The 22389-nt window shown below is 66.2% G+C and carries 25 protein-coding genes; 11 read left to right on the plus strand and 14 right to left on the minus strand.

Annotated elements, in window-relative coordinates:
- The first annotated feature begins 4 nt into the window (after window positions 1-4).
- From QFZ57_RS10425 to QFZ57_RS10475, 11 genes are all read left to right on the plus strand, one after another.
- Window positions 5-1717, plus strand: a complete 1713-nt coding sequence (locus QFZ57_RS10425) for a glycoside hydrolase family 13 protein (protein ID WP_306900058.1) — start codon at window positions 5-7, stop codon at window positions 1715-1717.
- Window positions 1718-1748: 31 nt separating this feature from the next.
- A complete protein-coding gene (locus tag QFZ57_RS10430) occupies window positions 1749-2690 on the plus strand; it encodes an aldo/keto reductase (RefSeq protein WP_306900059.1) in 942 nt (313 codons plus the stop codon).
- Window positions 2691-2856: 166 nt separating this feature from the next.
- The gene (locus tag QFZ57_RS10435; protein WP_306630379.1) at window positions 2857-3720 is read left to right on the plus strand and encodes an HpcH/HpaI aldolase/citrate lyase family protein; all 864 of its coding nucleotides are present in this window, start codon (window positions 2857-2859) and stop codon (window positions 3718-3720) included.
- A gap of 27 nt (window positions 3721-3747) precedes the next feature.
- The gene (locus tag QFZ57_RS10440) at window positions 3748-4722 is read left to right on the plus strand and encodes a DUF2797 domain-containing protein (RefSeq protein ID WP_306900063.1); all 975 of its coding nucleotides are present in this window, start codon (window positions 3748-3750) and stop codon (window positions 4720-4722) included.
- 40 nt (window positions 4723-4762) lie between these two features.
- Complete coding sequence (locus QFZ57_RS10445) at window positions 4763-4987, plus strand: DUF3188 domain-containing protein (RefSeq protein ID WP_306630381.1); 225 nt, start codon at window positions 4763-4765, stop codon at window positions 4985-4987.
- Window positions 4988-5052: 65 nt separating this feature from the next.
- On the plus strand, window positions 5053-5514 hold the full coding sequence (locus tag QFZ57_RS10450) for an FAS1-like dehydratase domain-containing protein (protein WP_306900066.1): 462 nt from the start codon (window positions 5053-5055) through the stop codon (window positions 5512-5514).
- 2 nt (window positions 5515-5516) lie between these two features.
- Entirely contained in the window at window positions 5517-5954 is a 438-nt protein-coding gene (locus QFZ57_RS10455; protein ID WP_306630383.1) for a MaoC family dehydratase, read from the plus strand.
- Window positions 5955-5984: 30 nt separating this feature from the next.
- Window positions 5985-7259: an MFS transporter gene (locus QFZ57_RS10460; protein WP_306900069.1), complete on the plus strand. Its 1275-nt coding sequence runs from the start codon at window positions 5985-5987 to the stop codon at window positions 7257-7259.
- A gap of 22 nt (window positions 7260-7281) precedes the next feature.
- Window positions 7282-8349, plus strand: coding sequence for a UDP-N-acetylmuramate dehydrogenase (locus QFZ57_RS10465; RefSeq protein WP_306900070.1), 1068 nt, complete (start codon window positions 7282-7284; stop codon window positions 8347-8349).
- Window positions 8350-8388: 39 nt separating this feature from the next.
- Window positions 8389-9492, plus strand: a complete 1104-nt coding sequence (locus QFZ57_RS10470) for a winged helix DNA-binding domain-containing protein (protein ID WP_306900072.1) — start codon at window positions 8389-8391, stop codon at window positions 9490-9492.
- Window positions 9493-9647: 155 nt separating this feature from the next.
- A complete protein-coding gene (locus tag QFZ57_RS10475; RefSeq protein WP_306900073.1) occupies window positions 9648-10670 on the plus strand; it encodes a type IV toxin-antitoxin system AbiEi family antitoxin domain-containing protein in 1023 nt (340 codons plus the stop codon).
- A gap of 13 nt (window positions 10671-10683) precedes the next feature.
- On the opposite strand, the gene asd is transcribed toward QFZ57_RS10475, so the two are convergent.
- The 14 genes from asd to QFZ57_RS10545 all read right to left on the minus strand — a co-directional run bounded on the left by asd (window position 10684) and on the right by QFZ57_RS10545 (window position 22127).
- Window positions 10684-11814 carry an aspartate-semialdehyde dehydrogenase gene (gene asd / locus QFZ57_RS10480; protein WP_306630388.1) on the minus strand — a complete coding sequence of 377 codons (1131 nt, stop codon included), beginning with the start codon at window positions 11812-11814 and terminating at the stop codon, window positions 10684-10686.
- A 93-nt stretch (window positions 11815-11907) separates the two neighbouring features.
- Window positions 11908-12228, minus strand: a complete 321-nt coding sequence (locus QFZ57_RS10485) for a hypothetical protein (RefSeq protein ID WP_306630389.1) — start codon at window positions 12226-12228, stop codon at window positions 11908-11910.
- A gap of 67 nt (window positions 12229-12295) precedes the next feature.
- Window positions 12296-12712 carry a hypothetical protein gene (locus tag QFZ57_RS10490; protein ID WP_306630390.1) on the minus strand — a complete coding sequence of 139 codons (417 nt, stop codon included), beginning with the start codon at window positions 12710-12712 and terminating at the stop codon, window positions 12296-12298.
- Window positions 12699-13115, minus strand: coding sequence for a hypothetical protein (locus QFZ57_RS10495; RefSeq protein WP_306630391.1), 417 nt, complete (start codon window positions 13113-13115; stop codon window positions 12699-12701). Before QFZ57_RS10495 ends, QFZ57_RS10490 begins: the two co-directional genes overlap by 14 nt.
- Before the next feature lie 67 nt (window positions 13116-13182).
- On the minus strand, window positions 13183-13671 hold the full coding sequence (locus QFZ57_RS10500; RefSeq protein WP_306630392.1) for a hypothetical protein: 489 nt from the start codon (window positions 13669-13671) through the stop codon (window positions 13183-13185).
- Window positions 13655-14311 carry a hypothetical protein gene (locus QFZ57_RS10505; RefSeq protein WP_306630393.1) on the minus strand — a complete coding sequence of 219 codons (657 nt, stop codon included), beginning with the start codon at window positions 14309-14311 and terminating at the stop codon, window positions 13655-13657. The genes QFZ57_RS10500 and QFZ57_RS10505 overlap by 17 nt, the downstream gene beginning before the upstream one ends.
- A gap of 26 nt (window positions 14312-14337) precedes the next feature.
- A complete protein-coding gene (locus tag QFZ57_RS10510) occupies window positions 14338-15306 on the minus strand; it encodes a hypothetical protein (RefSeq protein ID WP_306630394.1) in 969 nt (322 codons plus the stop codon).
- A gap of 107 nt (window positions 15307-15413) precedes the next feature.
- Window positions 15414-15632, minus strand: a complete 219-nt coding sequence (locus tag QFZ57_RS10515) for an NF038396 family protein (RefSeq protein WP_108600216.1) — start codon at window positions 15630-15632, stop codon at window positions 15414-15416.
- 4 nt (window positions 15633-15636) lie between these two features.
- Window positions 15637-16221: a dihydrofolate reductase gene (locus tag QFZ57_RS10520; RefSeq protein ID WP_306630395.1), complete on the minus strand. Its 585-nt coding sequence runs from the start codon at window positions 16219-16221 to the stop codon at window positions 15637-15639.
- Window positions 16218-17021 (minus strand): thymidylate synthase, encoded by an 804-nt coding sequence (locus QFZ57_RS10525; RefSeq protein ID WP_306630396.1) that lies wholly within the window; start codon window positions 17019-17021, stop codon window positions 16218-16220. The genes QFZ57_RS10520 and QFZ57_RS10525 overlap by 4 nt, the downstream gene beginning before the upstream one ends.
- Before the next feature lie 46 nt (window positions 17022-17067).
- Complete coding sequence (locus QFZ57_RS10530) at window positions 17068-18036, minus strand: NUDIX hydrolase (protein WP_306630397.1); 969 nt, start codon at window positions 18034-18036, stop codon at window positions 17068-17070.
- A gap of 9 nt (window positions 18037-18045) precedes the next feature.
- Window positions 18046-20295 (minus strand): RNA degradosome polyphosphate kinase, encoded by a 2250-nt coding sequence (locus tag QFZ57_RS10535; RefSeq protein WP_306630398.1) that lies wholly within the window; start codon window positions 20293-20295, stop codon window positions 18046-18048.
- A gap of 130 nt (window positions 20296-20425) precedes the next feature.
- Complete coding sequence (gene mshD / locus QFZ57_RS10540) at window positions 20426-21394, minus strand: mycothiol synthase (RefSeq protein ID WP_306900083.1); 969 nt, start codon at window positions 21392-21394, stop codon at window positions 20426-20428.
- Window positions 21395-21428: 34 nt separating this feature from the next.
- Entirely contained in the window at window positions 21429-22127 is a 699-nt protein-coding gene (locus tag QFZ57_RS10545) for a winged helix-turn-helix transcriptional regulator (RefSeq protein ID WP_306630400.1), read from the minus strand.
- Window positions 22128-22389 lie beyond the last annotated feature (262 nt).

A 22389-nucleotide genomic window follows, 5' to 3' on the forward strand; every position in this document is an offset into this window, starting at 1 on the left:
TTCCTTGTCCACCACCGCCACTCTGGCAACCCTGTCCGACTCCGCCCGCCTGGCCGATCCCAACTGGTGGCGCCAGGCCTCCGTGTACCAGATTTATCCCCGCAGCTTCGCGGACTCCAACGGCGACGGCATCGGCGACCTGAAAGGCATCACTGCCAAGGTTCCGTACCTGAAGTCGCTGGCGATCGACGCCGTCTGGCTGAGCCCGTTCTACCCCTCCGCGCTCGCCGACGGCGGTTACGACGTGGACGACTACCGCGACGTCGATCCCAAGCTCGGCACGCTGGCCGACTTCGACGAAATGGCCAAGGCCCTGCACGACGCCGGCATCAAACTGATTGCCGACATCGTCCCCAACCACTCCTCCAACCGGCACAAGTGGTTCCAGGAAGCGCTGGCCTCGCCGAAGGGCTCGCCCGCCCGGGACCGCTACATCTTCCGGGACGGCAAGGGCCCAAACGGTGAGTTCCCGCCGTCGGACTGGGACTCGGTGTTTGGCGGACCCGCCTGGGAGCGCATCACCGAACCGGACGGCACCCCCGGCCAGTGGTACATGCACATCTTCGCGAAGGAGCAGCCGGACCTTAACTGGTCCAACCGGGAAATCCGGGATGACTTCCTCAAGACCCTGCGCTTCTGGTCCGACCGCGGCGTGGACGGCTTCCGCGTGGACGTGGCGCACGCCCTCACCAAGGACCTCACCGAGCCGTTGCTCTCCAAGCTGGAACTGAGCGCCGCCAACACCGGCGTGGACGGCTTCGACGACGGCACGCACCCGTTCTGGGACCGCGACGAAGTCCACGAGGTCTACGCCGAATGGCGTGAAGTCTTCAACGAATACAACCCGCCGCGCACCGCCGTCGCCGAAGCCTGGGTCCACGCCACCCGTCGTGCCCGCTACGCCAGCCCGCAGGGCCTCGGCCAGGCGTTCAATTTCGACCTGCTGCAGGCCGACTTCGATGCCGCCGAGTACAAGGAGATCATTACCCGCAACCTCGCCGAGGCCGCTGCCACCGGCGCCTCCTCCACGTGGGTGTTTTCCAACCACGACGTCGTGCGGCACGCCACCCGCTACGGCCTGCCCCAGATTGCCAAGGAAAAGGCCGGCGCCAAGGGCCAGGACGGCAAGGACTGGCTGCTCGCCGGCGGCCCCAAGGACCAGCTGGACGTTGAACTGGGCGAGCGCCGCGCGCGGGCCGCTACCCTCTTGATGCTGGCCGTTCCCGGATCCGCGTACCTGTACCAGGGCGAGGAACTGGGCCTTCAGGAAGTGGCAGAGATTCCCGAATCGGAGCGGCAGGATCCGTCCTTCTTCCGCAACAAGGGCGTGGAGATCGGCCGCGACGGCTGCCGGGTGCCGCTGCCCTGGAAGGTGGAAGGCACCTCCTTCGGGTTCGGCGACGGCGGCTCGCACCTGCCGCAGCCGGACTGGTTCAGCAAGTACGCCGTCGAGGCCCAGGACGGCACCGACGGTTCCACCCTGGAGCTCTACCGCAAGGCCCTGAAGCTCCGCCGGGAGCTGCTGACGGACGAGGACCTCGAGTGGGCCGGGAATGACAACCCGGACGTCCTGCACTTCAAGCGGCCCAACGGCTGGCAGTCCGTGACCAACTTCGGGGACACCGCCGTCGACCTTCCCGCCGGCGAGGTGCTGGTCACCAGCGCACCGCTCGTGGACGGCAAACTGCCGGCCAACACCACCGCGTGGCTGCGCTGATGTGCGTGTCCCGCGGAAGCGGGCGGGCCTGATGCAGGAAGTCATTTACGGATGCATGGGACTGGGCGGCAGCTGGTCTGATGAGCCACATGGCAGCCACCATGTGGACCAGGCCGCTGCTGCCGTCCAGGCCGCCCTGGACGCAGGGATCACCCTGTTCGACCATGCGGACATCTACCGGAGCGGCAAGTCGGAGGCCGTGTTTGGTGAGGTGCTGGCCGCCACTCCCGGCCTGCGGGAGCGGATCCGCCTGCAAACCAAGTGCGGCATCCGGCTGAACGAACGCGGCCTGCAGACCCACTACGACCTGAGCCGGGACGCCATTCTGGAGCGGGTCAACGGCAGCCTGGAGCGGCTCCGGACGGACTATGTGGACATCCTCCTGCTGCACCGCCCGGATCCCCTCGCGGATCCGGCGGAGGTGGCATCCGCCGTCGGGCAGCTCATGGCCGAAGGCAAGGTCCGGCAACTGGGTGTGTCCAACATGTCCGCGGCGCAGATCGAGGTGCTGCAGGACCGGCTGGAAACTCCGGTGGTGGCCAACCAGCTGGAGATGAGCCTGCTTAAGCGGGCGTGGCTGGAAAGCCAGGTCCTGGTCAACCACCCGGAGCACCTGGACTACAGCTTCCCGCACGGGACTTTGGAGTACTGCACCCGCAACAGCATCACGCTGCAGGCGTACGGTTCCCTGGCCAAGGGCGTGTACACCGGTGCCGAACCGGACAGTCCCTCCTCAGCCGAAGCGGCAACTGCCGTGCTCGTCGCGGAGCTTGCGGCGGAATATGGCACCTCGGGCGAGGCCGTCCTGCTGGGCTGGCTCATGAAGCACCCGGCCGGGATCGCACCGGTGATCGGGACGGTCAACCCGGACCGTATCCGGGCATGCGCCGACGCCGCCCGGGTGGCGCAGGTCCTCACCCGCGCCGACTGGTACAAACTCTGGGTCACGGCACGCGGGAGCAACATCCCGTAACCCGCCCAAGCGGGCAGCAGCAAGTGCCAAAACGGCGCTTGCTGCTGCCTGCTTTCACCGGGGAACTCACCGGGGAACCAGTCACATGCCGTTTAGTTCGTATTGATCCTCACAAGCGGGCCGTTTTCTTCGCCGTGCCGGTCGCCGGGCGGATACTGTAGAAAGCATGACGTCTACCATCGCCGCCGAAACCGTTAGGCCGGAACGCAATATCCCCGCAGAGATCGCCCGCTCCTGGCTGCTGGTCAATGCCATGAAGCCGGAGCTTTTCGACCAGTCGGCTGTCTCCCGCGCTGACTCGGTCATCCTGGATATTGAAGATGCGGTGGACCCCTCCCAGAAGGACCAGGCCCGCGGCAACGTGATCGACTGGCTGACTGCCGGCGGCAAGGCCTGGGTCCGGATCAACGACGCCACCAGCCCGTTCTGGGCCGATGACCTCGCGGGCCTGCGCGGCACCCCGGGCCTGCTGGGCGTCATGCTCGCCAAGACCGAATCCGCTGACCAGGTCACTGAGAGCTTCCACCGCATGGACGGCAAGACCCCGGTCATCCCGCTGGTGGAATCGGCCCTCGGCATCGAGGAAGCCAACCACATCGCCAAGGCCCAGGGCGCGTTCCGCCTGGCCTTCGGCTCCGGTGACTTCCGCCGCGACACCGGCATGGCCGCCACCCCGGAGGCCATGGCCTACCCGCGCGCCAAGCTCGTGGTCGCCAGCCGCGTGGGCAACCTGCCCGGCCCCATCGACGGCCCCACGGTCGGCACCAACCACCCCATCCTTCGCGAGCAGACCGGCATCACCGTGATGATGGGCATGACCGGCAAGCTGTGCCTGGCCATCGACCAGACCCCGGTCATCAACGAGGTCATCAGCCCCACCCCGTCGGACGTCGCCTGGGCCACCGACTTCATGAACGACTTCGAAGCCAACGGCCGCGTCATCCGTGACGGCTCCGACCTGCCCCGCCTGGGCCGCGCCGAGAAGATCATGAAGCTCGCCGTAGCCTTTGGGGTGCAGCCCGCGCTGTAGCACCCACCCACCACTTCAGGAGACCCCGTGACCGATACCCGCTATCTGGTCCACGGGGTCTTTTGGGATGGGCCGCCGGGTTCCACAACAGCGGGTTCCACAACAGCGGCGGCTTCCAAGGCAGTGGACGACGGCGGCGGGCCGGTTTTGCGCCTCCAGTCACCGGAGGGGGACTTCCGGCAGCTCAGCCTGGGCCCCGGCGGTCGCCTCGGCTTCGAGGTGGTGGAGCCAGGCAGGTTTTGCCTGGGGCACGTCCAGGTCCAGTCGGCACGCTCGCGCAGCCACATCCTCTGCGCCTCGGGTTCCCCGGCTGCGCGCGGAAAGCAGTGCGAGCGGTGCTTTGTGCTGGACGAGTCCCGGCTGATGCATGACTTCCACCGCGGCGGCCGGGTCACGCCGGGTCTGCGCGACTACCTGATGCAGGAACACTGGCTGTACGTGGCCACGTTCGCCGGCGGCGCCACCAAGGTGGGAACGGCCTCCGGCCCGCGGAAGTGGAACCGGCTCGCGGAGCAGGGAGCGGCCTCGGCGGCTTATGTTGCCCGGGCGCAGGATGGCCGTGTGGTGCGGATCCTCGAGGACCTGGTGACGGCCGACGTCGGGCTGACGCAGCAGGTGCGCTCCGCGGCCAAGGCGGAGGCGCTGCTGCAGCCGCTTCGGGCCAGGGACCTGCATGGCACCAATGCCCGCGCGGCCGGCGAGGTACGCGCCCTCCTGGCGCGCACCGCAGTTGACGGCTTCGAAATTGTGGAGGAGCAGTGGGCCCGGCCCGGGCAGGCTGGGGCCCTTTACGGCAGCGCCCAGCGCCATGCCTACCCGCACGCTCTGGACCATGGCCGGCACGGCTTCGACATCACCGCACTGAGCGGGGCAAACGCACTGGCCCGGCTGGATGGTTCTGATGCCGCGTTCGTGGTGAATCTCTCGCAACTGGCCGCCCGGACCATCGTCCTGGGCGGGTACGCCTCCCAGGTGCCGGCCGTGCAGGAAGCGCTGTTCTGACTCCCATGTCCCGTTCCGGCCGCCCCGGTAGACTTGGACGGTGCTGAACGAATTCTGGGCCACCGCGCCGACCCGCTACAAAGTCCTGGTTTTCGGCGCGATGGGACTGATCGCCATCGGCATCATCCTCAACATCATCGGCAACACCGGCGGCAATCAAGGGTTGGCCATGGCTTCCCTGCCGCTGATCGGGCTGGGCCTGGTCCTGCATATCGCCGGCATGGTGGTCCGCGGCCAGGCCATCCGGAAGAACCTCCGCCGGTAGCGGCCCCGTCACGGTTGCGGCGGGCCTTTTCTGCCCGCCAACATGCGGGCGATAGGCTGGAATCCATGACTATCAATCCGGATCTGCAGGGCCGAAGCTACCCTGCCGCAGAGGTGTACGACGTCGGCCGAGAGAAAATCCGCGAGTTCGCGCGCGCCGTGAAAGCCACCCACCCTGCGCACTTCGACCTCGAAGCGGCCACGGCATTGGGCCACCGCGACCTGGTAGCGCCGCCCACCTTCGCCATCATCATCGCCCAGCGGGCCGACGCCCAGCTCATCGAGGACCCGGAAGCCGGAATCGACTTCTCCCGCGTGGTCCACGCGGACCAGCGCTTCACCCACCACCGGCCCATCATTGCCGGGGACCGCCTCGTCGCGGAACTGCACGTCGACGGCGTCCGGGCCATGGGCGGCGGCGCCATGATCACCACCCGCTCGGAAATCTTCGCCCTCGGTTCCGGTGATTCCCGCGAACCCGTCACCACCACCACATCATCCATCCTGGTCCGCGGAGAGGGACAGTAACCATGAGCCCCAGCTTCAACGAACTCAGCGCCGGCCAGGAAATCGGCAGCCGCACCATCGAGGTCACCCGCACGGACCTGGTCAAGTACGCAGGTGCATCCGGTGACTTCAACCCCATCCACTGGAACGAGGCCTTCGCCACCAGCGTGGAACTGCCCGGCGTCATCGCGCACGGCATGTTCACCATGGGGTCAGCCGTCCAGCTGGTGACCGACTGGGCAGGGGACCCCGCCGCCGTCGTTGATTTCCAGACCCGCTTCACCAAGCCCGTCCTGGTCACCGACACCACCGGCACCGCCGAACCCGGCGCCACCATTGAGGTCAGCGGCACCATCGGAAAGCTCGACGCCGACGCCGGCACCGCCCGCGTTGACCTCACCGTTGTCTCCGCCGGTCAAAAGGTCCTGATGAAGGCACAGGCCCTCGTCAAGCTGTCCTGAGGCCCGCTTGGTGATCACGGGCTGCAACCTTTGACCTCCGCCCCTAAAACCGGGGCTGCCGCCGCCCAGGTCACCCATTGGCGGAACGCCGTCGTGGTGGCCTACGGGGCCAGCGGACTGGCCTTCGCCTCCTGGGTGTCCCGGCTGCCCGCCATCCGGGATGCGCTGGACCTCAGCCCGGGCAACATCGGCGTCATCCTGCTGTGCATGACGCTGGGCTCGTTCGCGTCCGTCTCGGCCTCAGGGCTCATCGTGCTGCGGCTGGGGTCCAAACAGACCATCCGCACCGGCAGCATCATGGTGGGCGCCGGCCTGCTGGCCGCCGGTTTTGGCACAACCGTGCTGGCAAGCCCGGTGGCAACCGCGATCGGCCTGGCCATCATCGGCCTGGGGACCGGGAGCTGGAACACTGCGTCCAATGTGGAAGGCGCGGCCGTGGAGCGCGCGGTGGGCCGGCACATCATGCCCCGGCTTCACGGGGCGTTCAGCCTGGGCACGGTGGCAGGGGCAGGCCTGGGTGCCGCTGCGGCGGCAGCGTCCCTCCCGGTGTTCTGGCACCTTGCGGCGGCCGGAACGGTGGTCGCCGTATCGGTCGCGACGGCGGCGTCCTGGTTCCGCGCCGACGTTACCTCGGTGGCGGGGGACCGCACCTACTCCCCGGACAACTTCGAAGACCCCACAACAGGTCCGGTTCCCGTGATCCATGCCGGAAGCACGGCGGAGGCACCGCTGGACAACAAGCGCAAGATCGCCCAGGCGTGGCGGGACCGCCGAACGCTGCTGCTGGGCGTCCTGGTGCTGGGCCTGGCCCTGGCAGAGGGCGCGGCGGGGGACTGGGTGGCCCTTGCCCTGGCGGACGGCCACGGGCAGAGCGATGCCGCCGGGGCAGCCGGGTATGGGCTTTTCGTGACGTTCATGACCATCGGCAGGTTCGCCGGGACGCTGCTGCTGGACCGTTTCGGGCGGGTTCCCGTCATGCGCTGGTGCGCTGGGATGGCCGTCGTTGGGCTGGGCATCTTCGTCTTCGCCCCGGCGCCGTGGCTCGCCTACGTGGGCCTGGCCGTCTGGGGCCTGGGCGCGTCCCTGGGCTTCCCGGTGGGCATGTCCGCCGCGGCCGACGATCCTGCCAAGGCCGCGGCACGGGTATCCGTGGTGTCCACCATCGGCTACGGTGCATTCCTGTGCGGGCCGCCGCTGCTGGGCCTGCTGGCCGAACACGTGGGCATCCTGCACTCGCTCCTTGCCGTGATGGTGATGCTGGCCGTGAGCTTCGTGCTGTCCCCGGTGGCACGGAAGGCCGACTAGGTTTCCCTAGTATTGTTGACGGGTGACTCCCACGCTGCTTTCCTCCATGACCACCTCCGCCGTCGGCGGCCCCGCCGGCGCCTATGTCGAGGCGCGTACCGAGGCCGACATCATCGACGCTGTCCGCTCGGCAGACGCCGCGGGGGAACAGGTCCTCATCATCAGCGGCGGCTCCAATCTCCTGGTGTCCGACGACGGGTTCCCCGGAACCGTCATCAGGATCGCCTCCGAGGGGTTCACGGTCAACGCCGAGGACTCATGCGGCGGGGTGGCGGTGGTGGTGCAGGCCGGCCACAACTGGGACAAACTCGTGGAACACGCCGTCCGCCACGCGTGGTCCGGAATCGAAGCATTGTCGGGGATTCCCGGCTCAACGGGTGCCACCCCGGTCCAGAACGTCGGTGCCTACGGTTCGGAGGTCTCCCAGACCATCGCTACGGTGCGTACGTGGGACCGCGAACGCAACGCCGTGCGGACCTTCACCAACTCCGAGCTGAAGTTCGGTTACCGGGACTCCATCCTCAAACAGACCACCGTCAACGGCTCACCCCGGTACGTGGTCCTCACCGTGGAATTCCAGTTGCCGCTGGGGCGGATGAGCGCTCCCATCCGGTATGCGGAGCTGGCCCGTTCCCTCGGCGTGGAGGTGGGCAAGCGCGCTTATGCCAATGATGTCCGACGGGAAGTGCTTCGGCTGCGGGCCTCCAAGGGCATGGTGTGGGACGCAGCCGACCGCGATACCTACTCCACCGGGTCCTTCTTCACCAATCCCATCGTCCCGGCGGGCGTGGCGGACACGCTGCCGGAAACGGCGCCCCGCTACCCGGCGGGCCAGGACGGGCTGGTGAAACTCTCCGCAGCGTGGCTCATCGACCAGGCAGGCTTCGGCAAAGGCTTCGGACTCGAGCCGGAAGGTGTGGCGGGCGGCCGGGCGTCACTGTCCACCAAACACACCCTGGCCATCACCAACCGCGGCTCCGCCAGCGCTGCGGACATGGTGGCCGTGGCACGCGAGGTGCGTTCCGGCGTCGAACGCCGCTTTGGCATCCAGCTGCACCCGGAGCCGCTGTTGATCGGTCTCGAGCTGTAAGCATCCACGCGCGGTGTCACGCGGCCTAGGATGGGGCGCATGGCTGCATTTGGCTCCCTGCGCCACCGCAGGATGATCGGAAGGCTCCGGCTCGCGTCGCAGCAGCTCTCCGGGGACGGTGCCACCTCAGTGCCTGACCTGGTCCGATGGATGACGGCAATGCAGGCGCAGGACCTGCCGGCAGCACTGTGGGCAGTCGGGGTTCGAGTGCCCGGCGCGGGGATCGCCGATGTGCGCGCTGCCATCGATTCCGGGACTGTGGTCCGGTCCTGGCCGATGCGGGGAACCCTCCATTTCGTGGCTCCCGAGGACCTGCGCTGGATGCTGGACCTCACCGCCGGGCGGCTCCACCGGAGCATCGCCGGCCGGCACCGGCAGCTGGAGATCACCTGGGCGGACGTGGAGAAAGCGCGGGACCTGGCGCTGGACCGCATCCTGGCCGACGGTCCCATCAGCCGTTCGGGGCTGTTCAGGGTTTTCGACGCCGGCGGCCAGCCAACGCAGGGCCAGCGCGGCATCCATCTTCTCGGATCACTGTGCCGGCACGGCTGGCTGGTGCTGGGACCGCTTTCCGGGAACCAGCAGCTGGTCGCGGCTTTCGATGAGTGGATCCCCACGTCCCGCATCATCGAGCGCGAGGAGGCAGTCGCTGAGTTCCTGCTCCGTTACTTCCGGAGCCACGGACCGGCCACCCTCCGGGACTTTGCCTGGTGGACGCAGCTTCCGCTGACCGAGGTACGCGCCGCGCTCCGGCACGTCCAGGACCAGCTGGTGGAGCTCGAGTTCGATGGCACCGGCTACTGGCTCTCACCGGATGTGGCGTCCCTCCTGGACTCCGGGGTCCCCGGTGGCCGTTCACTTCACCTGCTGCCCGGATTCGATGAGTTCGTCCTCGGCTACACGGACCGGGCGCCCGTCCTGTCGCCGGAGCATTCGGACCTGATCGTCCCGGGCGGAAACGGCGTCTTCAAGAAGACGATGGTCGCCGCAGGGAGGGTGATCGGCACCTGGGCGCTGCAGGGCACGGGGCCGCGTGCCGCCGTCGTACCCGAACTTTTCGACGAAGCCGCGCCGCTGGGTCCGGCAGCGCAGGCCGCCCTCGCCAAGGCCGCCCGGCGCTACATGACATTCCTGGCAACCTGACCCGGCCTGCCCCACGGCGCATAACCGGCCCTTACCCGCATAACCGGTGTGGGGCCGCGCCGGTTGAGCGGGCCATGGCCGGTCGTACGAGGGCGTTGTCCACATGCGAGATGTTCCTGCTGACGAACAACGGGGCCAACCAGGATTCTGGAACAGTGAAACCGAACAGTGTGCGCTCCCTGGTGGACCGCCGGTGGCCGGAAATGTCCGTGGCTTCGACTCAACAGCTGGCCGCGGCAGGCCTGGACGAGCGCCTGTTGACGGCCGGGGTCCGTGGCGGCGTGCTGCTCCGGCTCCGTCGCGGCGCATACGTCCGGGACGCTGAATGGAGCACCCTGAAGCCGTGGGACCGGGACCGCCTCTCGATCATGGCTCATTACGAGTCCACCGGGGGCCTGTTGCGGTACAGCCATGGGAGTGCTGCCAGGCTGCACGACCTTCGCGTCTGGAAAACGGGGCCCCTGGTGCATGTCACCACCGGCTACGCCAACTCCCCGGCAAGCGCGGGTCAGGACGTCCGGACCCACCGGCTGCCTCTCGATGACGCCGAGCGGGTCTCCCTGTGGACCCCGGACGGCCGGGAGATCCTGACCACCAGTCTTGAACGGACCGTACTGGACTGCGCCCGGATCCTGCCCCTGGAACAAGCTGCGGTTATCGGAGACCACGCGGTAAGGAAGGGCAGCTCGGTGGCCGCCATGCAGCAGTTGCTCGAAGACAGTCCCACGAAACGCGGCAGCAGGAGGGCGGCAGATCTCCTGGCAGTGCTGGACGGCCGGTCTGAGTCAGCGGGTGAAACACGAACCAGGCTGCTGCTCCATGCGTTCGGCCTGCACCGCTTCATTCCGCAGGTTGACATTCCCACCCCTGAGGGCCTTTTCCGCGCAGACTTCGCTGACCCCGCACGCCGCGTCCTCATCGAGTTCGACGGCCGGGCCAAATACACCGACTACCGTCCCGCCGAAGACGCGCTCCTGGCCGAGCGACGCCGGGAGAACGCGTTGCAGGAGCTGGGCTGGGCGGTCTTTCGGACCGAGTGGAAGCATCTGGACCGGCCGGGGGAATTGCGGCAGCGGCTGGTGGCGTTCCTCGCGCGGCAGCCCGGAATGCAAAAGCGGCCCTCACCCGCTCAAACGGTGCGGGGCAGCACCGCTTATGCGGGTAAGGGCCGCTCGTAATGCGGCGGCAGGACTACAGGTTGCCGGTGGCGATGTTGAGCATGCGGCGCAACGGCTCGGCGGCGCCCCAGAGGAGCTGATCGCCAACGGTGAAGGCGCTGATGTACTGCGGGCCCATTTCCATCTTGCGGATGCGGCCCACGGGGATGTCCAGCGTGCCGGAGGCGGCCACGGGGGTCAGCTCGGCCATGGACGCTTCCCTGGTGTTCGGAACCACCTTGGCCCACTGGTTGTCCTCGTCGAGCAGCTTCTCGATTTCGGCGACGGACAGGTCCTCGCGGAGCTTGAGGGTGAGGGCCTGGGAGTGCGAGCGCATGGCGCCGATGCGGACGCAGAGGCCGTCCATGATCACCCGGTTTTCCTCCGACGTGCCCAGGATCTTGTTGGTCTCCACCCCGGCCTTCCACTCTTCCTTGGACTGTCCGTTGCCCAGGTCGGCGTCGATCCAGGGGATCAGGGAGCCGGCCAGGGGAACGCCGAACTGGGTGGCATCAATCGCGGTGCGCTGGTGGGCCAGGACCTTCCGGTCGATGTCCAGGATGGCCGACGCCGGGTCGTCCAGTTCCGTGCTGACCTCGGCGTTGAGCGTGCCGAACTGGCTGAGCAGTTCACGCATGTGCCGGGCGCCGCCGCCGGAGGCTGCCTGGTAGGTCATGGAGGTGCCCCACTCCACCAGCCCGTTCTTGAACAGGCCGCCGAGGCCCATGAGCATGCAGGAGACGGTGCAGTTTCCGCCGATAAAGTCCTTGGTGCCGTTGACCAGGCCCTTGTCGATGACGTCGCGGTTGATGGGGTCCAGCACGATGATCGAGTCCTCGTTCATGCGCAGGGTGGAGGCGGCATCGATCCACAGACCATCCCAGCCGCGGCTGCGCAGCTCGCCGTGGACCTGCTTGGTGTAATCGCCGCCCTGCGCGGTGACGATAATCGGCAGCTTGGCCAGCGTGTCGACGTCGAACGCGTTCTCAAGCTTGCCGGCGCCTTCAGCGAAGGAAGGCGCGGCACCTCCCGCGTTGGAGGTGGAGAAGAACACCGGGTTGATGTTGGCGAAGTCGCCCTCGTCCTGCATGCGCTGCATGAGGACGGAACCGACCATGCCGCGCCATCCGACCAGGCCGACGGAAGGGGTAGCTGCTGTAGTCATTGGTCCAGTTTAGACTTCGGAACCGGCAGGGCGCAGTCGGTTACGTCACGCCGGAAAGGCTGGACGGGTACGACGGCGGTACCCACCTTGGTGCTATTCGACGGGCCGCGGGAGGTTCCTGGTCCTGCGCAGCTTTTCGGCTTTGCGCTCCTTGAAGAAGCCGGCCCAGGCTGCAGAGAAGGGAAACAAGGTTGCGGGAAACACCCACCATATGCTGCCGATGATTTCCCACTGGTCCGTGACTGCTATTTGGACCACGCCATAGACAAGGCCTCCCACACATGCTGAGAGGAGAACGGCCAGGAACAGGATCCCGGCCGAGGAATTGGCAGGTTTGATAATTCCCAAACCGTCGTCTTTTCGGACGCCGTACTCGTCATCCGTGTATGCGACCACCTCGCCGTTCGCAGCCACGCGATGCAGAACACGTTCGTTTGGCGGCTGGTAGGGTACGTAGCCCGGTTCCTGCGGCACCCTACGGCTACGCCTGGCCATGCTGGTCCTGGTCGCAGTCAGGCTGACGGGCGCTGGGCTCGGGGATTCCCCGTTCCGCGCGTAGGCGTCTGGCCGTCGAAGCCACCCTCGCCCTCCGAAGGGCGTAGAGGGCGCCAGACGCTCCGGCCAGGGTGAGGAACAGGGAACTCCACATCGGGTCTTCACCCCTGCTGGTCAGGCCGGTCACGAGCAGGATGAAGAAAACCGCGACGGCAGCGAAAACAACCGCCAATACCAGGAAGCCGGCGGCAGACCGTACCTGTGCCTGCGAGCTCGCCGTGACTCTACCGGGTTCTTCCCGTCGATAGCCATGGAGTTCCCCGGTCGCCGTGAGATGGAGGATCCGCTCGTCATTTTTGCAGCGCGAACCCTCGTGCGCGTCCTTGCGGTCACTGGGAGACATGTCCTGCTCCTGGTTCGGGTGCATGCCGTTCTTTGCGGAGCTTTTTGGCGCGATACTCGTCCCTTGACATGCCGAAGGTGTACCAGGCTCCGAAACCACCCAGCATGATAGGAAACAATGCACCCCACTCGGGGTGCTCGCCATGCCTGAACGAGCCAAGGAACAGCACCGAAGAGCCGAGAAATACAAGCCCCAAAAAGGCGGACACAATTCCCATCCCCCACCATGTCCGGACCTGCGCTTGGCCCCTGCCAGGGGAGAACCCAATCTCGTCGGCGGGGTAGCTGTGCAACGCTCCGGTGTCAGTCTTACGCAGCACCCGCTTTTCACCCCGGGCGAGCGCCGCCTTGTGCTCGGCGTACACGTCATCGTTCTGCCGCTCCCGGTCATCCTTGTGAATCAAGGCCAACTCCGATATTCAGACGGACACGGTGATGGCAGCGCCGGGCGCCGGCAGTGGGGCGCGGGCTTTATGGCGCTTCACCCGGAAAAGGATGGGTGCTCTCCGGGAAGTTGTCCCGTGTGACCGGTATGGAACCGGGGTGGGCCGTGTACCAGGCGCGCGCCTGGTCGTCCGTGACAACAACAGAGGGAGGGGGTAACCCCCGTTCCCGGCGAAGCCTGCGCGCCCGCAGTTCTCCCCGAAGAGATCGCATGGTGAGAAGCCACCCGCCGGTGCAGAGCACGGTAAAGATCAGGGAGAACAGGATCGCCCCAAGGTGCATGCCGACGACTCCCATGATGAGGAGGACCGGGGCCAATAGCGCTGGGATCGTCAGGAACGCAACCAGCAATGACATGCTGGCGATGCTGCGTGCTGTGTAATTGCCGAACGGCTGGGCACCGCCCACGCCCCATTCAGCTTCGGTGTAGGCGAAGATTTGGCGGTCCGCGTCTTGAGCAAAGAAATACGTGCGGTCGCTTCTTACTTTTCCAGTCGTCTTACTCTCCATCGCCATCCCGTCGAGCCGTGGCGCGCACTTCCTTAAGGACGTGAAGCAAGGCCGTTTCATCCTCCGCCGCTGTTTGATCGCCTACGACGCCTTCTGCAACTGTGGCCCACACCCAGTGTTCGTTATCCCGTTTGACGACAAGTTCGGCGCTTCCTGCAGGTCCTTCAGTTCGGATACGTACCCCACCATTCGGGTGTTCCCGGAGATGCTCGCTTATCAAGTACGTTTCAGCGTTTTCCGCCGTAACACCTGAATCCTGTGGCACAGCGAACCACGTCAGCATAGTCCGCGGTTGAAACAGCAGCCTTGTTTTATCGGATTCGAAATGCAGTACGGTGTCACCCAGCTCGCTGGACTTAAGGAGATCCAGCTGAGTCCATTGCACGGCATGGGCCAAGGTGTAGGCGACAACATCCACACGGGAATCGAAGGTAACCACCGCATCCGACGCCACTTTAGCGAGCCCGCGTGCAATCAGGGATGATAGTCCAGCCCGGACGAGTCCAGCGTCTCTGGATTCATCGAGGAGTCTGAGCCGTTCTGCGCTGGTCAGCGACCCTGGTGTCTTCTGGAGTTGCAGAAGGTAGGCCATGTCTGCAATGCCGAATCCCAGGGAATAGTCTTCGGCATCCTTTACTTCCGTCATTGTTGCTTTCCTCTCGTTGCGGCCACTCACCAGCCGAAGAAGTTTTTCACGTCATCGGTGGCGTTCTTGGCGCTGTCCTCGAAGAAGTTGCCGAGACCGTCGAAGGTGTCGTCGATGGCATCCCTGGCACCCGGGATCAGCTCTACTGCTGCCCAGGCCCCACTGATTACCATGCAGGAGACGCCAATCGGCGGAGGTGCGAAGGACAAGGCCCCCAATACTGCCTTTGTCCCGGACCGTAATGCATCGCCGGTTTCGCCTTCTTGAATGGCATTCACTGTATCGAGCCCGTCCAGTCCAACGCCCACGACACCCAGCGCATGGCCTGCGGAATTGAGCCCGAACTTAGCGAACTTCCCAATTTCGGCCCCGTCCATCCCGCGGGTCATTTGAGCAAAATCGCCAAACTTTCCGCTTAGAAGATCCGGTGACCCTGAAAAGAAACCCCGCAGCGGATCTTGTCGCTCCGCCGCATCCCAGAGCGCTTTCTTCCAGATCTTGCCGGGAGCGTCAGCTACCTCGTCCCCGTAGACATTTGCGAACTGCGTAATGTCGCGTAGGCCAAGTGGAACGGTCTTCAGACCCAGGACGCCGTTGTAGGCATCCCATCCGCTGCGGAATGGCGAATCACCGTTCGATATCCACTCCGGGCCCCAGGGAACAAACGCAGATGACGGAACAGCAACTGATAGGCCAGGCCTTCCGCCGGACCCGCCCGCACCCGCGGTACTGGCCTTCTCTTGCTCGTCGGCGTTCTTCAGCAGCAGCTTTGATTCCTGCTGGAGACGCGAGACCGTCTGCTGCAGGAGGGCCCGGTGGTTGCTGTTCCAGTCGGACCGGAAGCGCGAGGCATCCTGGCCCTTCCAGGCCGGATTGTTGTTAATCTGGCTGCTCAGCTGCGTTGACTGCTGCTGCAGCAGGTCCGCGGTCCTGCTGAACTGCTGCGCGAGGGTACGCAGTTGCTCGACGTCGGCGCCCCACAAAGTTCCTGCCATCAGTATTCCCCCCAATATTCAGCAGCCGCCCAGAGTGCTGCAGGCCCAGCCTAAGGCAAGGCCACAGCTCCCGCGATGGGGTGCCCTCCCCATGCGACCAAAGCCGGCTAACCCCGGTCTGATTCCTCCAGCACGGCAGCCTTCCGGGCGCGCAGCGCAAAGAAAGCGCCGAACGCGAAGACCTGCGTCACCACCACCAGCACAATCGCGCCGGCGATCTTGTTCCCGCCCAGGATCATGGTCAACCCCACGATCGCGGACAGGAGCGCCAGCAGGGGCAGCAGCATGTAGCCCAGGACAAACAGGGTTTCGGGTTTCTTCAGCATGTTCCTAGCCCTCGATCCGTGACCATTTGGTGAATCGGTAGCGCGTGCCGTTGGCGGCGGTCAGCCAGCCGTCCGGCGGGACGGAGGCGGACGCCTCCCAACTGGGGCCAAGCTCGGGAGCGAAGGTGTCGCCGTCGGCCTTCAGATCGATGGTGGTGACCACCGCGACATTGGCGAGATCCGTGGACTGGCGGAAGACCTCACCACCGCCCAGGATCCAGACCGTTTCGCCGCCGTCGACAAACTGCGACTCAAGGAGCGCGTCGTCCAGGGAGGGAACCACGACGGCGCCCTCCGCCTCAGGCGTGCCGGCCCAGCTTTTCTGCCGGGTAATCACGATGTTCGTGCGCCCGGGCAAGGGGCGGTACTTGTCCGGGAAGGACAACCAGGTCTTGCGTCCCATGATGACCGGGTGCCCGGTGGTGAGGCGGGTGAAGTGCTTCAGGTCCTCGGGCAGGTGCCAGGGCATGTCCCCGTCCTTGCCAATGACGCCGTCGGACGTCTGCGCCCACACCAGGCCCACGCCGGTGACGGAGGCAGCCAGTTCCTCCGTGAAGGACTGGGGATCGGTGAAGTTTTCGGTGCTCATACGGCGATCGGTGCCTTGATGGTGGGGTGGTGCTTGTAGCCAACCACTTCGAAGTCTTCCAGCGTGTAGTCGAAAATGGACTCCGGCTTGCGGTTGATCCTCAGCTGCGGGTACTCGTAGGGCTCACGCTCCAGCTGCTTGAGGACCTGGTCCATATGGTTCTCGTAAATGTGCACATCCCCGCCGGTCCAGACGAACTCACCCGGCTCAAGCCCCACCTGCTGGGCAATCATGCAGGTCAGCAGCGCGTAGGAGGCGATGTTGAACGGGACGCCCAGGAACATGTCCGCGGAGCGCTGGTAGAGCTGGCACGAGAGCTTCCCCTCTGCCACGTAGAACTGGAAGAACGCGTGGCACGGCGGCAGCGCCATGTCGTTGAGCTCGGAAACATTCCAGGCGGAGACGAGGTGCCGGCGCGAGTCCGGGTTGGACTTGAGGTTCTCCACCACTTCGGCGATCTGGTCGATGTGGCCGCCCTCGGGCGTTGGCCAGCTCCGCCACTGCACGCCGTATACCGGGCCCAGATCGCCGTCCTCGTCCGCCCATTCGTTCCAGATGGTGACACCCTGGTCCTGCATCCACTTGATGTTGGTTTCGCCGCGCAGGAACCACAGGAGTTCCACCGCCACGGACTTGAAGTGGACCCGCTTGGTGGTGATCAGCGGGAAGCTCTTTGAAAGGTCGAAGCGCATCTGGCGCCCGAAAACGCTGGTGGTTCCGGTGCCCGTGCGGTCCGATTTGTGCGTGCCGGAGGCCAGGACATCGCGCAGGAGGTCTTCATAAGGCGTTGGGATGCTCACGCCCCAAGTCTACTTTGAATGCCTGTTGACTCGCGGAGGGCCGGGCCTAGTCGTCGAACGGCTTGAACTGCTCCACCGCGACCACCCGTTTCTTCCCGCCTTGGGCCACGTGGCACACCACCACTTCGCCGGGGGACAGATACGGTTCCTTCGCGGGCAGCAGCTTCGCGAGGTGTGATGGCATGTGCTCCGCCAGCTTCCTGAGCACGGTCGGCAGCGCGGGGCGGTGCGTGCAGACAACCACAGGCCGCTGCTTATCGAAGAGGGATTCGATGACGGCCGCGGTCTTCTTGGGGCTGCGCTGGTGCTTGTGCTCGGTCAGGCCTTCCGCCAGTTTCACCTTGGCGCCCGTGGCCCGTGCGTAGGGGGCAACGGTGGCAACGCAGCGCAGCCACGGGCTGGTGACCACCCGCAGCGGCTTCCATGCCTGCAGCAGCCGGCCCACGGCCTGCGCCTGCCGGGTTCCGGTCGCCGCCAGCGGACGCTCACCCTCCGCCTTGGTCCAGGACGAGCGGGGCTTGGCTTTGGCATGGCGGAGCACCAGCAGCGGCCACGTGTCCAGCGTCCCCAGTTCGTGCGCGTCCCGCAGGTATTCAAGTGGCACGACGTCGGAGGGGTTGGACAACAGGCGGGCCGCCTTTTCGGGCGCGCACCACATGACGCTGTCCACCTCCTTGCCGTCCGGAACCAGGGTGTCGCCGTTGACCTTGACGGCCCAGTAGTGGACCTTCTTGAGGCCGGAGGCCACGTGGTAGTGGATGGGAGGCAGGGGGATGCCCAGCGGCGCCCGGAGGCCGATCTCCTCCCACACCTCACGGACGGCGCATTCGGGGACCGTCTCGCCGGCGTCGATCTTTCCTTTGGGCCAGGACCAGTCGTCATAGCGGGGCCGGTGGATCAGCAGGACCTCGAGGCGGTCCTTGCCGGCCCGCCAGGGGATGGCACCGGCCGCAATTACGGCTACGGGTTCCCCCGGGTGGTCAGTCTGGTCGGCTACGAGTGCATCGCTCGACAACGCGGCTGCCTATCGCCGGCTCAGGCTGCGTTGACGCGGCCGGGAGGCCAAGAGCCAGGACTGGACGTCTTCAAGCGGCTTGCCGTCCTCGGACAGGTGGTGCCGCGTCCAGCGGCCCTCGTTGTCCAGGTGCCAGCTGGATGTTCCGGGGGCCATGTAGCGCTGCAGGAGGTCTAGGACGTAGGTGATGTCGTCCGCACTGGTCAACTGGACCAGTGCCTCCACCCTGCGGTCCAGGTTGCGGTGCATCATGTCGGCCGAGCCGATGTACACCACGGGATCCCCGCCGTTGGCAAAGGCGAACACCCGCGAGTGCTCCAGGAACCGGCCCAGGATCGAGCGGACGGTGATGTTGTCGCTCAGGCCGGGAACGCCGGGGCGCAGCGAGCAGATGCCGCGGACCACCACATCAACCTTGACCCCTGCCTGCGAGGCGCGGTACAGCGAATCGATGATGGCCTCGTCCACCATCGAGTTCACCTTGATCTGCACCTGGCCGGGTACGCCTGCGCGGGCGTTGCGGATCTCGGTCTCGATCCGGTCGATCAGCCCCGACCGGACGGAACGGGGCGCCACCAGAAGCCGCTTGAAGGTGGACTTGGGCGCGTAGCCGGAGAGCTGGTTGAACAGCTTGGACAGGTCTTCACCCACCTGTTCATTCGCCGTCAGCAGGCCCAGGTCCTCGTAGTAACGGGCCGTACGCGGGTGGTAGTTGCCGGTGCCGATGTGGCAGTAGCGGCGAAGCCCGTCCACTTCCTGGCGGACCACTAGCGAGAGCTTGCAGTGCGTCTTCAGGCCAACGATTCCGTACACCACGTGCACGCCGGCCTGCTCCAGTTTGCGGGCCCAGGAGATGTTGGCCTGCTCATCGAACCGCGCCTTGATCTCCACCAGGGCCAGGACCTGCTTGCCGGACTCGGCGGCGTCGATCAGGGCGTCGACAATCGGGGAGTCGCCGGAGGTCCGGTACAGGGTCTGCTTGATGGCCTGCACCTTCGGGTCCGCCGCTGCCTGTTCCAGGAACGCCTGCACAGAGGTGGAGAACGAATCGTACGGGTGGTGCAGCAGGATGTCGCGGCGGCGCATGGCGGCAAACACGTTCGCCGCCTTGGAGGTCTCGGACTCGTTCAGGTACCGCGAGGTGTGCGGGACGTGCTTGGGGTAGTGCAGGTCCGCCCGGTCGATCGCGGCGATCACTGACAGGCCCCGGAGGTCCAGCGGCGCCGGCACCGAGTACACCTCGGACTCCTCCACGCCCAGCTCGCGGATCAGCAGCGCCCTGATGTTGGGGTTGATGTCGTGGGTGACTTCCAGCCTGACCGGCGGGCCGAAGCGGCGGCGCAGGAGTTCCTTCTCCAGGGCCTGCAGGAGGTTCTCGGCGTCGTCCTCTTCCACCTCCACGTCCTCGTTGCGCGTGACGCGGAAAGTGTGGTGCTCCAGGACCTCCATGCCCGCGAAGAGCTTGTCCAGGTGGACGGCGATGACTTCTTCAAGCGCGATGAACCGGGCCACGCGGCCGGGTACCGCTCCGGCGCGGGGACCGTCGATGGAGATCAGGCGGGGCAGCTGGTCCGGAACCTTGACGCGTGCGAAGAGTTCCTTGTCGCTGACCGGGTTCCGGACCACCACGGCAAGGTTCAGTGACAGGCCCGAGATGTAGGGGAACGGGTGGGCAGGGTCGACCGCCAGGGGGGTGAGGATGGGGAAGACTTTTTCCGCGAACATGACGCTGAGCTGCTGTTTGGCGGCGTCGTCCAGTTCGTCCCAGTGCATGAGGTGGATGTGCTCGTAGGCCAGGGCCGGGCGGATCTGATCGGCGTAGACCTCGGCGTGGCGTTCCTGGAGCCGGTGGGCTTCCTCGCTGATCCGCTCCAGCACCTCGACGGGGCTCAGGCCGGCGGGGGAGGGGACTGCGAGCCCGGTGGCGATGCGGCGCTTGAGGCCGGCCACGCGCACCATGAAGAACTCGTCCAGGTTGGAGGCGAAAATGGAGAGGAAGCTGACGCGCTCCAGCAGGTGCAGGGTGGGGTCCTCGGCCAGTTCCAGTACCCGCGAGTTAAAGGCGAGCCAGCTGAGTTCGCGGTCCAGGAACCGGTCCGGCCGGATGTCGCCCTCCGGCTGCAGGTTTGGAGCGAATTCCGGGATGTCGATGCGGTCCTGGGTGGCCCTGGACGCCGGCACCTCGGAGGAACCGAAGCGTGCCCGGACGGGCACCGCAACATCCTGGGACGTAGCTGTTCCGGAGGGTTCCGGGTTCATGGCTTCTCCTTTAGCTGGCGCTTTGGTGCCGGCGCTTCCGCCCCGCGCGGTTCCCTTTCAACCTTACAAGCATTCACCTGCGCCACGGCCCTTGTTTACACGGCGCGGGGCAGCGTTGTGGCCGCTCTGTTCACCCTGCCGCCGGGCCATACATGACGTCCATATCCCAGCGCGTAAAGCCGAGCCGCCGGTACAGGGCCACGGCTGCGGCATTGTCGGCGTCCACATAGAGCATGACCCCGTTCAACCCGGAGTCGCGGAGGTGCCTGATGCCCGCGATGGTCATTGCCTTGCCCAGGCCCATGCCCTGGGCTTCCGGCGCCACGCCCACCACATACACCTCGCCGATCGCCGGGTGCGAGCCGTGCCGGGGGTGGACCTTGGTCCAGTGGTAGCCCAGCAGGCGGCCGTCCCGGTCCTCGGCCAGGAAGAACCCGGCCGGATCGAACCAGTCCTCCGCCATGCGTGCCTCAAGGTCGGCCCGGGTGAGGTTCCCCTGTTCCGGATGGTGGGCGAAAGCCGCCCTGTTGGCGGCCAGCCAGGCGTCCTCGTCCTTGCCCGGCACAAAGGTGCGGATAGTTATCCCGTCCGGGACGCCGGCGTCGGGCAGGTCCGTGCCCGCCGTCGTCATCCTCATCTTCCACAGCTCGCGCACCGGCGCGTACCCGTAGCGCGCCGCAAGGTCGGCAGCTGCCTCGTGGTTGCCGTGGGACCAGGCGTTCAGTCCGTCGAAGCCCCGGACTTCCTTGAGCGCGCCCACCAGCCGGTCCGCCACTCCCTGGTTCCGGTAGGAGGGGTGGACGGCGATTTCCAGGACGCCGCTCCCGTCCGGGTCCTCAACCACGACGGCGAAGCCCGCCAGATCCTGTCCGGTCGCCGGATCGGAATCCTCGTCGGGCGCATAAAGGGCCAGCGTCAGCAGTGTGTGCTCCGCGGAGTTCCCGGCGCGCATGGTGACCAGGGTCTGCTCGGAAATGGAAGGATTTCCGTCCGATTCCTCGGCCGCGGCCAGGAGGTCGCGGCAGTCTTTCAGGAGCTGCTGGTCAACCCCGTCCCGGACGACATGGACGGGCCACTTCTGCGGATGCGCTGGAGTCATGAGCCAAGGCTATACGCCGATGGCGCGCCGGGGCTCAGGCCTCGGTAAGTTCGTCTTCCTGCTGCCGGACCAGGGTGAGGCGGTAGCCGACGTTCCTGACCGTGCTGATCAGGTTCTCGTGGTCCGCGCCGAGTTTGGCCCGCAGGCGCCGGACGTGGACGTCCACGGTGCGGGTGCCGCCGTAATAGTCGTAGCCCCAAACCTCGGTGAGCAGCTGCTGCCGGGTGAACACGCGGCCGGGGTGCTGCGCCAGGTACTTCAGGAGCTCGAACTCCTTGAAGGTCAGGTTCAGCGGCGCGCCGTTAACCCGTGCGGTGTAGCTTGCCTCGTCGATGATGACGCCGGCGGCACGGATCTCGCTGGGGGCGTCTTCCTTTTCGGGTACCGCCCGGGCGACGGACAGCCGGATGCGGGCCTCCACTTCGGCGGGGCCGGCGGAATCGAGGACGATGTCGTCAACAGCCCAGGCCGAGGAGACTGCGGCCATGCCGCCTTCGGTCAGGATCAGGACAAGAGGTGCGCTGAGTCCGGTGGCTTTAAGCAGCTGCGTGAGTGATCGGGCACCCACCAGGTCCTTGCGGGCATCCAGCAGGACGATGTCGCAGGGGTCCGTTTCGAGGAGTGCCGTGGGTTCAGCGGGGAGGATATGCACCCGGTGATTCAGCAGTTCGAGGGCAGGCAGGATGTCCACCGAAGAACCGGTGCTGTTGGTCAGTAACAGGATGTGCGACATTGTTCCTCCAAGGGCCGTCCGCGCATCATTGAGCGACTGAACCGGATTCTCACCGGCCGGTACTGGCTCCTGCACGAGGTTCCGGGCCGTCAGCACGCCGCCGGCCAGCCACCTCAGCAGGGAGCGCAGCTGAACCTTGAGTATACCCGGCGGCTCCCTCCAGACCACAGATTCGGACCGCGGACGTGGACGTTTTGCGACATATCCGGTTCATATAAGGCAGGATTGAACCAGGGCGGACCAGCCCTGCCATGAGGGGGCG

The organism is Arthrobacter sp. B1I2 (assembly GCF_030816485.1).
GTDB lineage: Bacteria > Actinomycetota > Actinomycetes > Actinomycetales > Micrococcaceae > Arthrobacter.

Excerpts from the sequence above, each read along its gene's own strand:
- QFZ57_RS10430 (WP_306900059.1), top strand. The coding sequence starts at position 1,749 with ATGCAGGAAGTCATTTACGGATGCATGGGACTGGGCGGCAGCTGGTCT.
- QFZ57_RS10435 (WP_306630379.1), top strand. The coding sequence starts at position 2,857 with ATGACGTCTACCATCGCCGCCGAAACCGTTAGGCCGGAACGCAATATC.
- QFZ57_RS10450 (WP_306900066.1), top strand. The coding sequence starts at position 5,053 with ATGACTATCAATCCGGATCTGCAGGGCCGAAGCTACCCTGCCGCAGAG.
- QFZ57_RS10455 (WP_306630383.1), top strand. The coding sequence starts at position 5,517 with ATGAGCCCCAGCTTCAACGAACTCAGCGCCGGCCAGGAAATCGGCAGC.
- QFZ57_RS10470 (WP_306900072.1), top strand. The coding sequence starts at position 8,389 with ATGGCTGCATTTGGCTCCCTGCGCCACCGCAGGATGATCGGAAGGCTC.
- asd (WP_306630388.1), bottom strand. The coding sequence starts at position 11,814 with ATGACTACAGCAGCTACCCCTTCCGTCGGCCTGGTCGGATGGCGCGGC.
- QFZ57_RS10490 (WP_306630390.1), bottom strand. The coding sequence starts at position 12,712 with ATGTCTCCCAGTGACCGCAAGGACGCGCACGAGGGTTCGCGCTGCAAA.
- QFZ57_RS10500 (WP_306630392.1), bottom strand. The coding sequence starts at position 13,671 with ATGGCGATGGAGAGTAAGACGACTGGAAAAGTAAGAAGCGACCGCACG.
- QFZ57_RS10505 (WP_306630393.1), bottom strand. The coding sequence starts at position 14,311 with ATGACGGAAGTAAAGGATGCCGAAGACTATTCCCTGGGATTCGGCATT.
- QFZ57_RS10510 (WP_306630394.1), bottom strand. The coding sequence starts at position 15,306 with ATGGCAGGAACTTTGTGGGGCGCCGACGTCGAGCAACTGCGTACCCTC.
- QFZ57_RS10515 (WP_108600216.1), bottom strand. The coding sequence starts at position 15,632 with ATGCTGAAGAAACCCGAAACCCTGTTTGTCCTGGGCTACATGCTGCTG.
- QFZ57_RS10520 (WP_306630395.1), bottom strand. The coding sequence starts at position 16,221 with ATGAGCACCGAAAACTTCACCGATCCCCAGTCCTTCACGGAGGAACTG.
- QFZ57_RS10535 (WP_306630398.1), bottom strand. The coding sequence starts at position 20,295 with ATGAACCCGGAACCCTCCGGAACAGCTACGTCCCAGGATGTTGCGGTG.
- mshD (WP_306900083.1), bottom strand. The coding sequence starts at position 21,394 with ATGACTCCAGCGCATCCGCAGAAGTGGCCCGTCCATGTCGTCCGGGAC.
- QFZ57_RS10545 (WP_306630400.1), bottom strand. The coding sequence starts at position 22,127 with ATGTCGCACATCCTGTTACTGACCAACAGCACCGGTTCTTCGGTGGAC.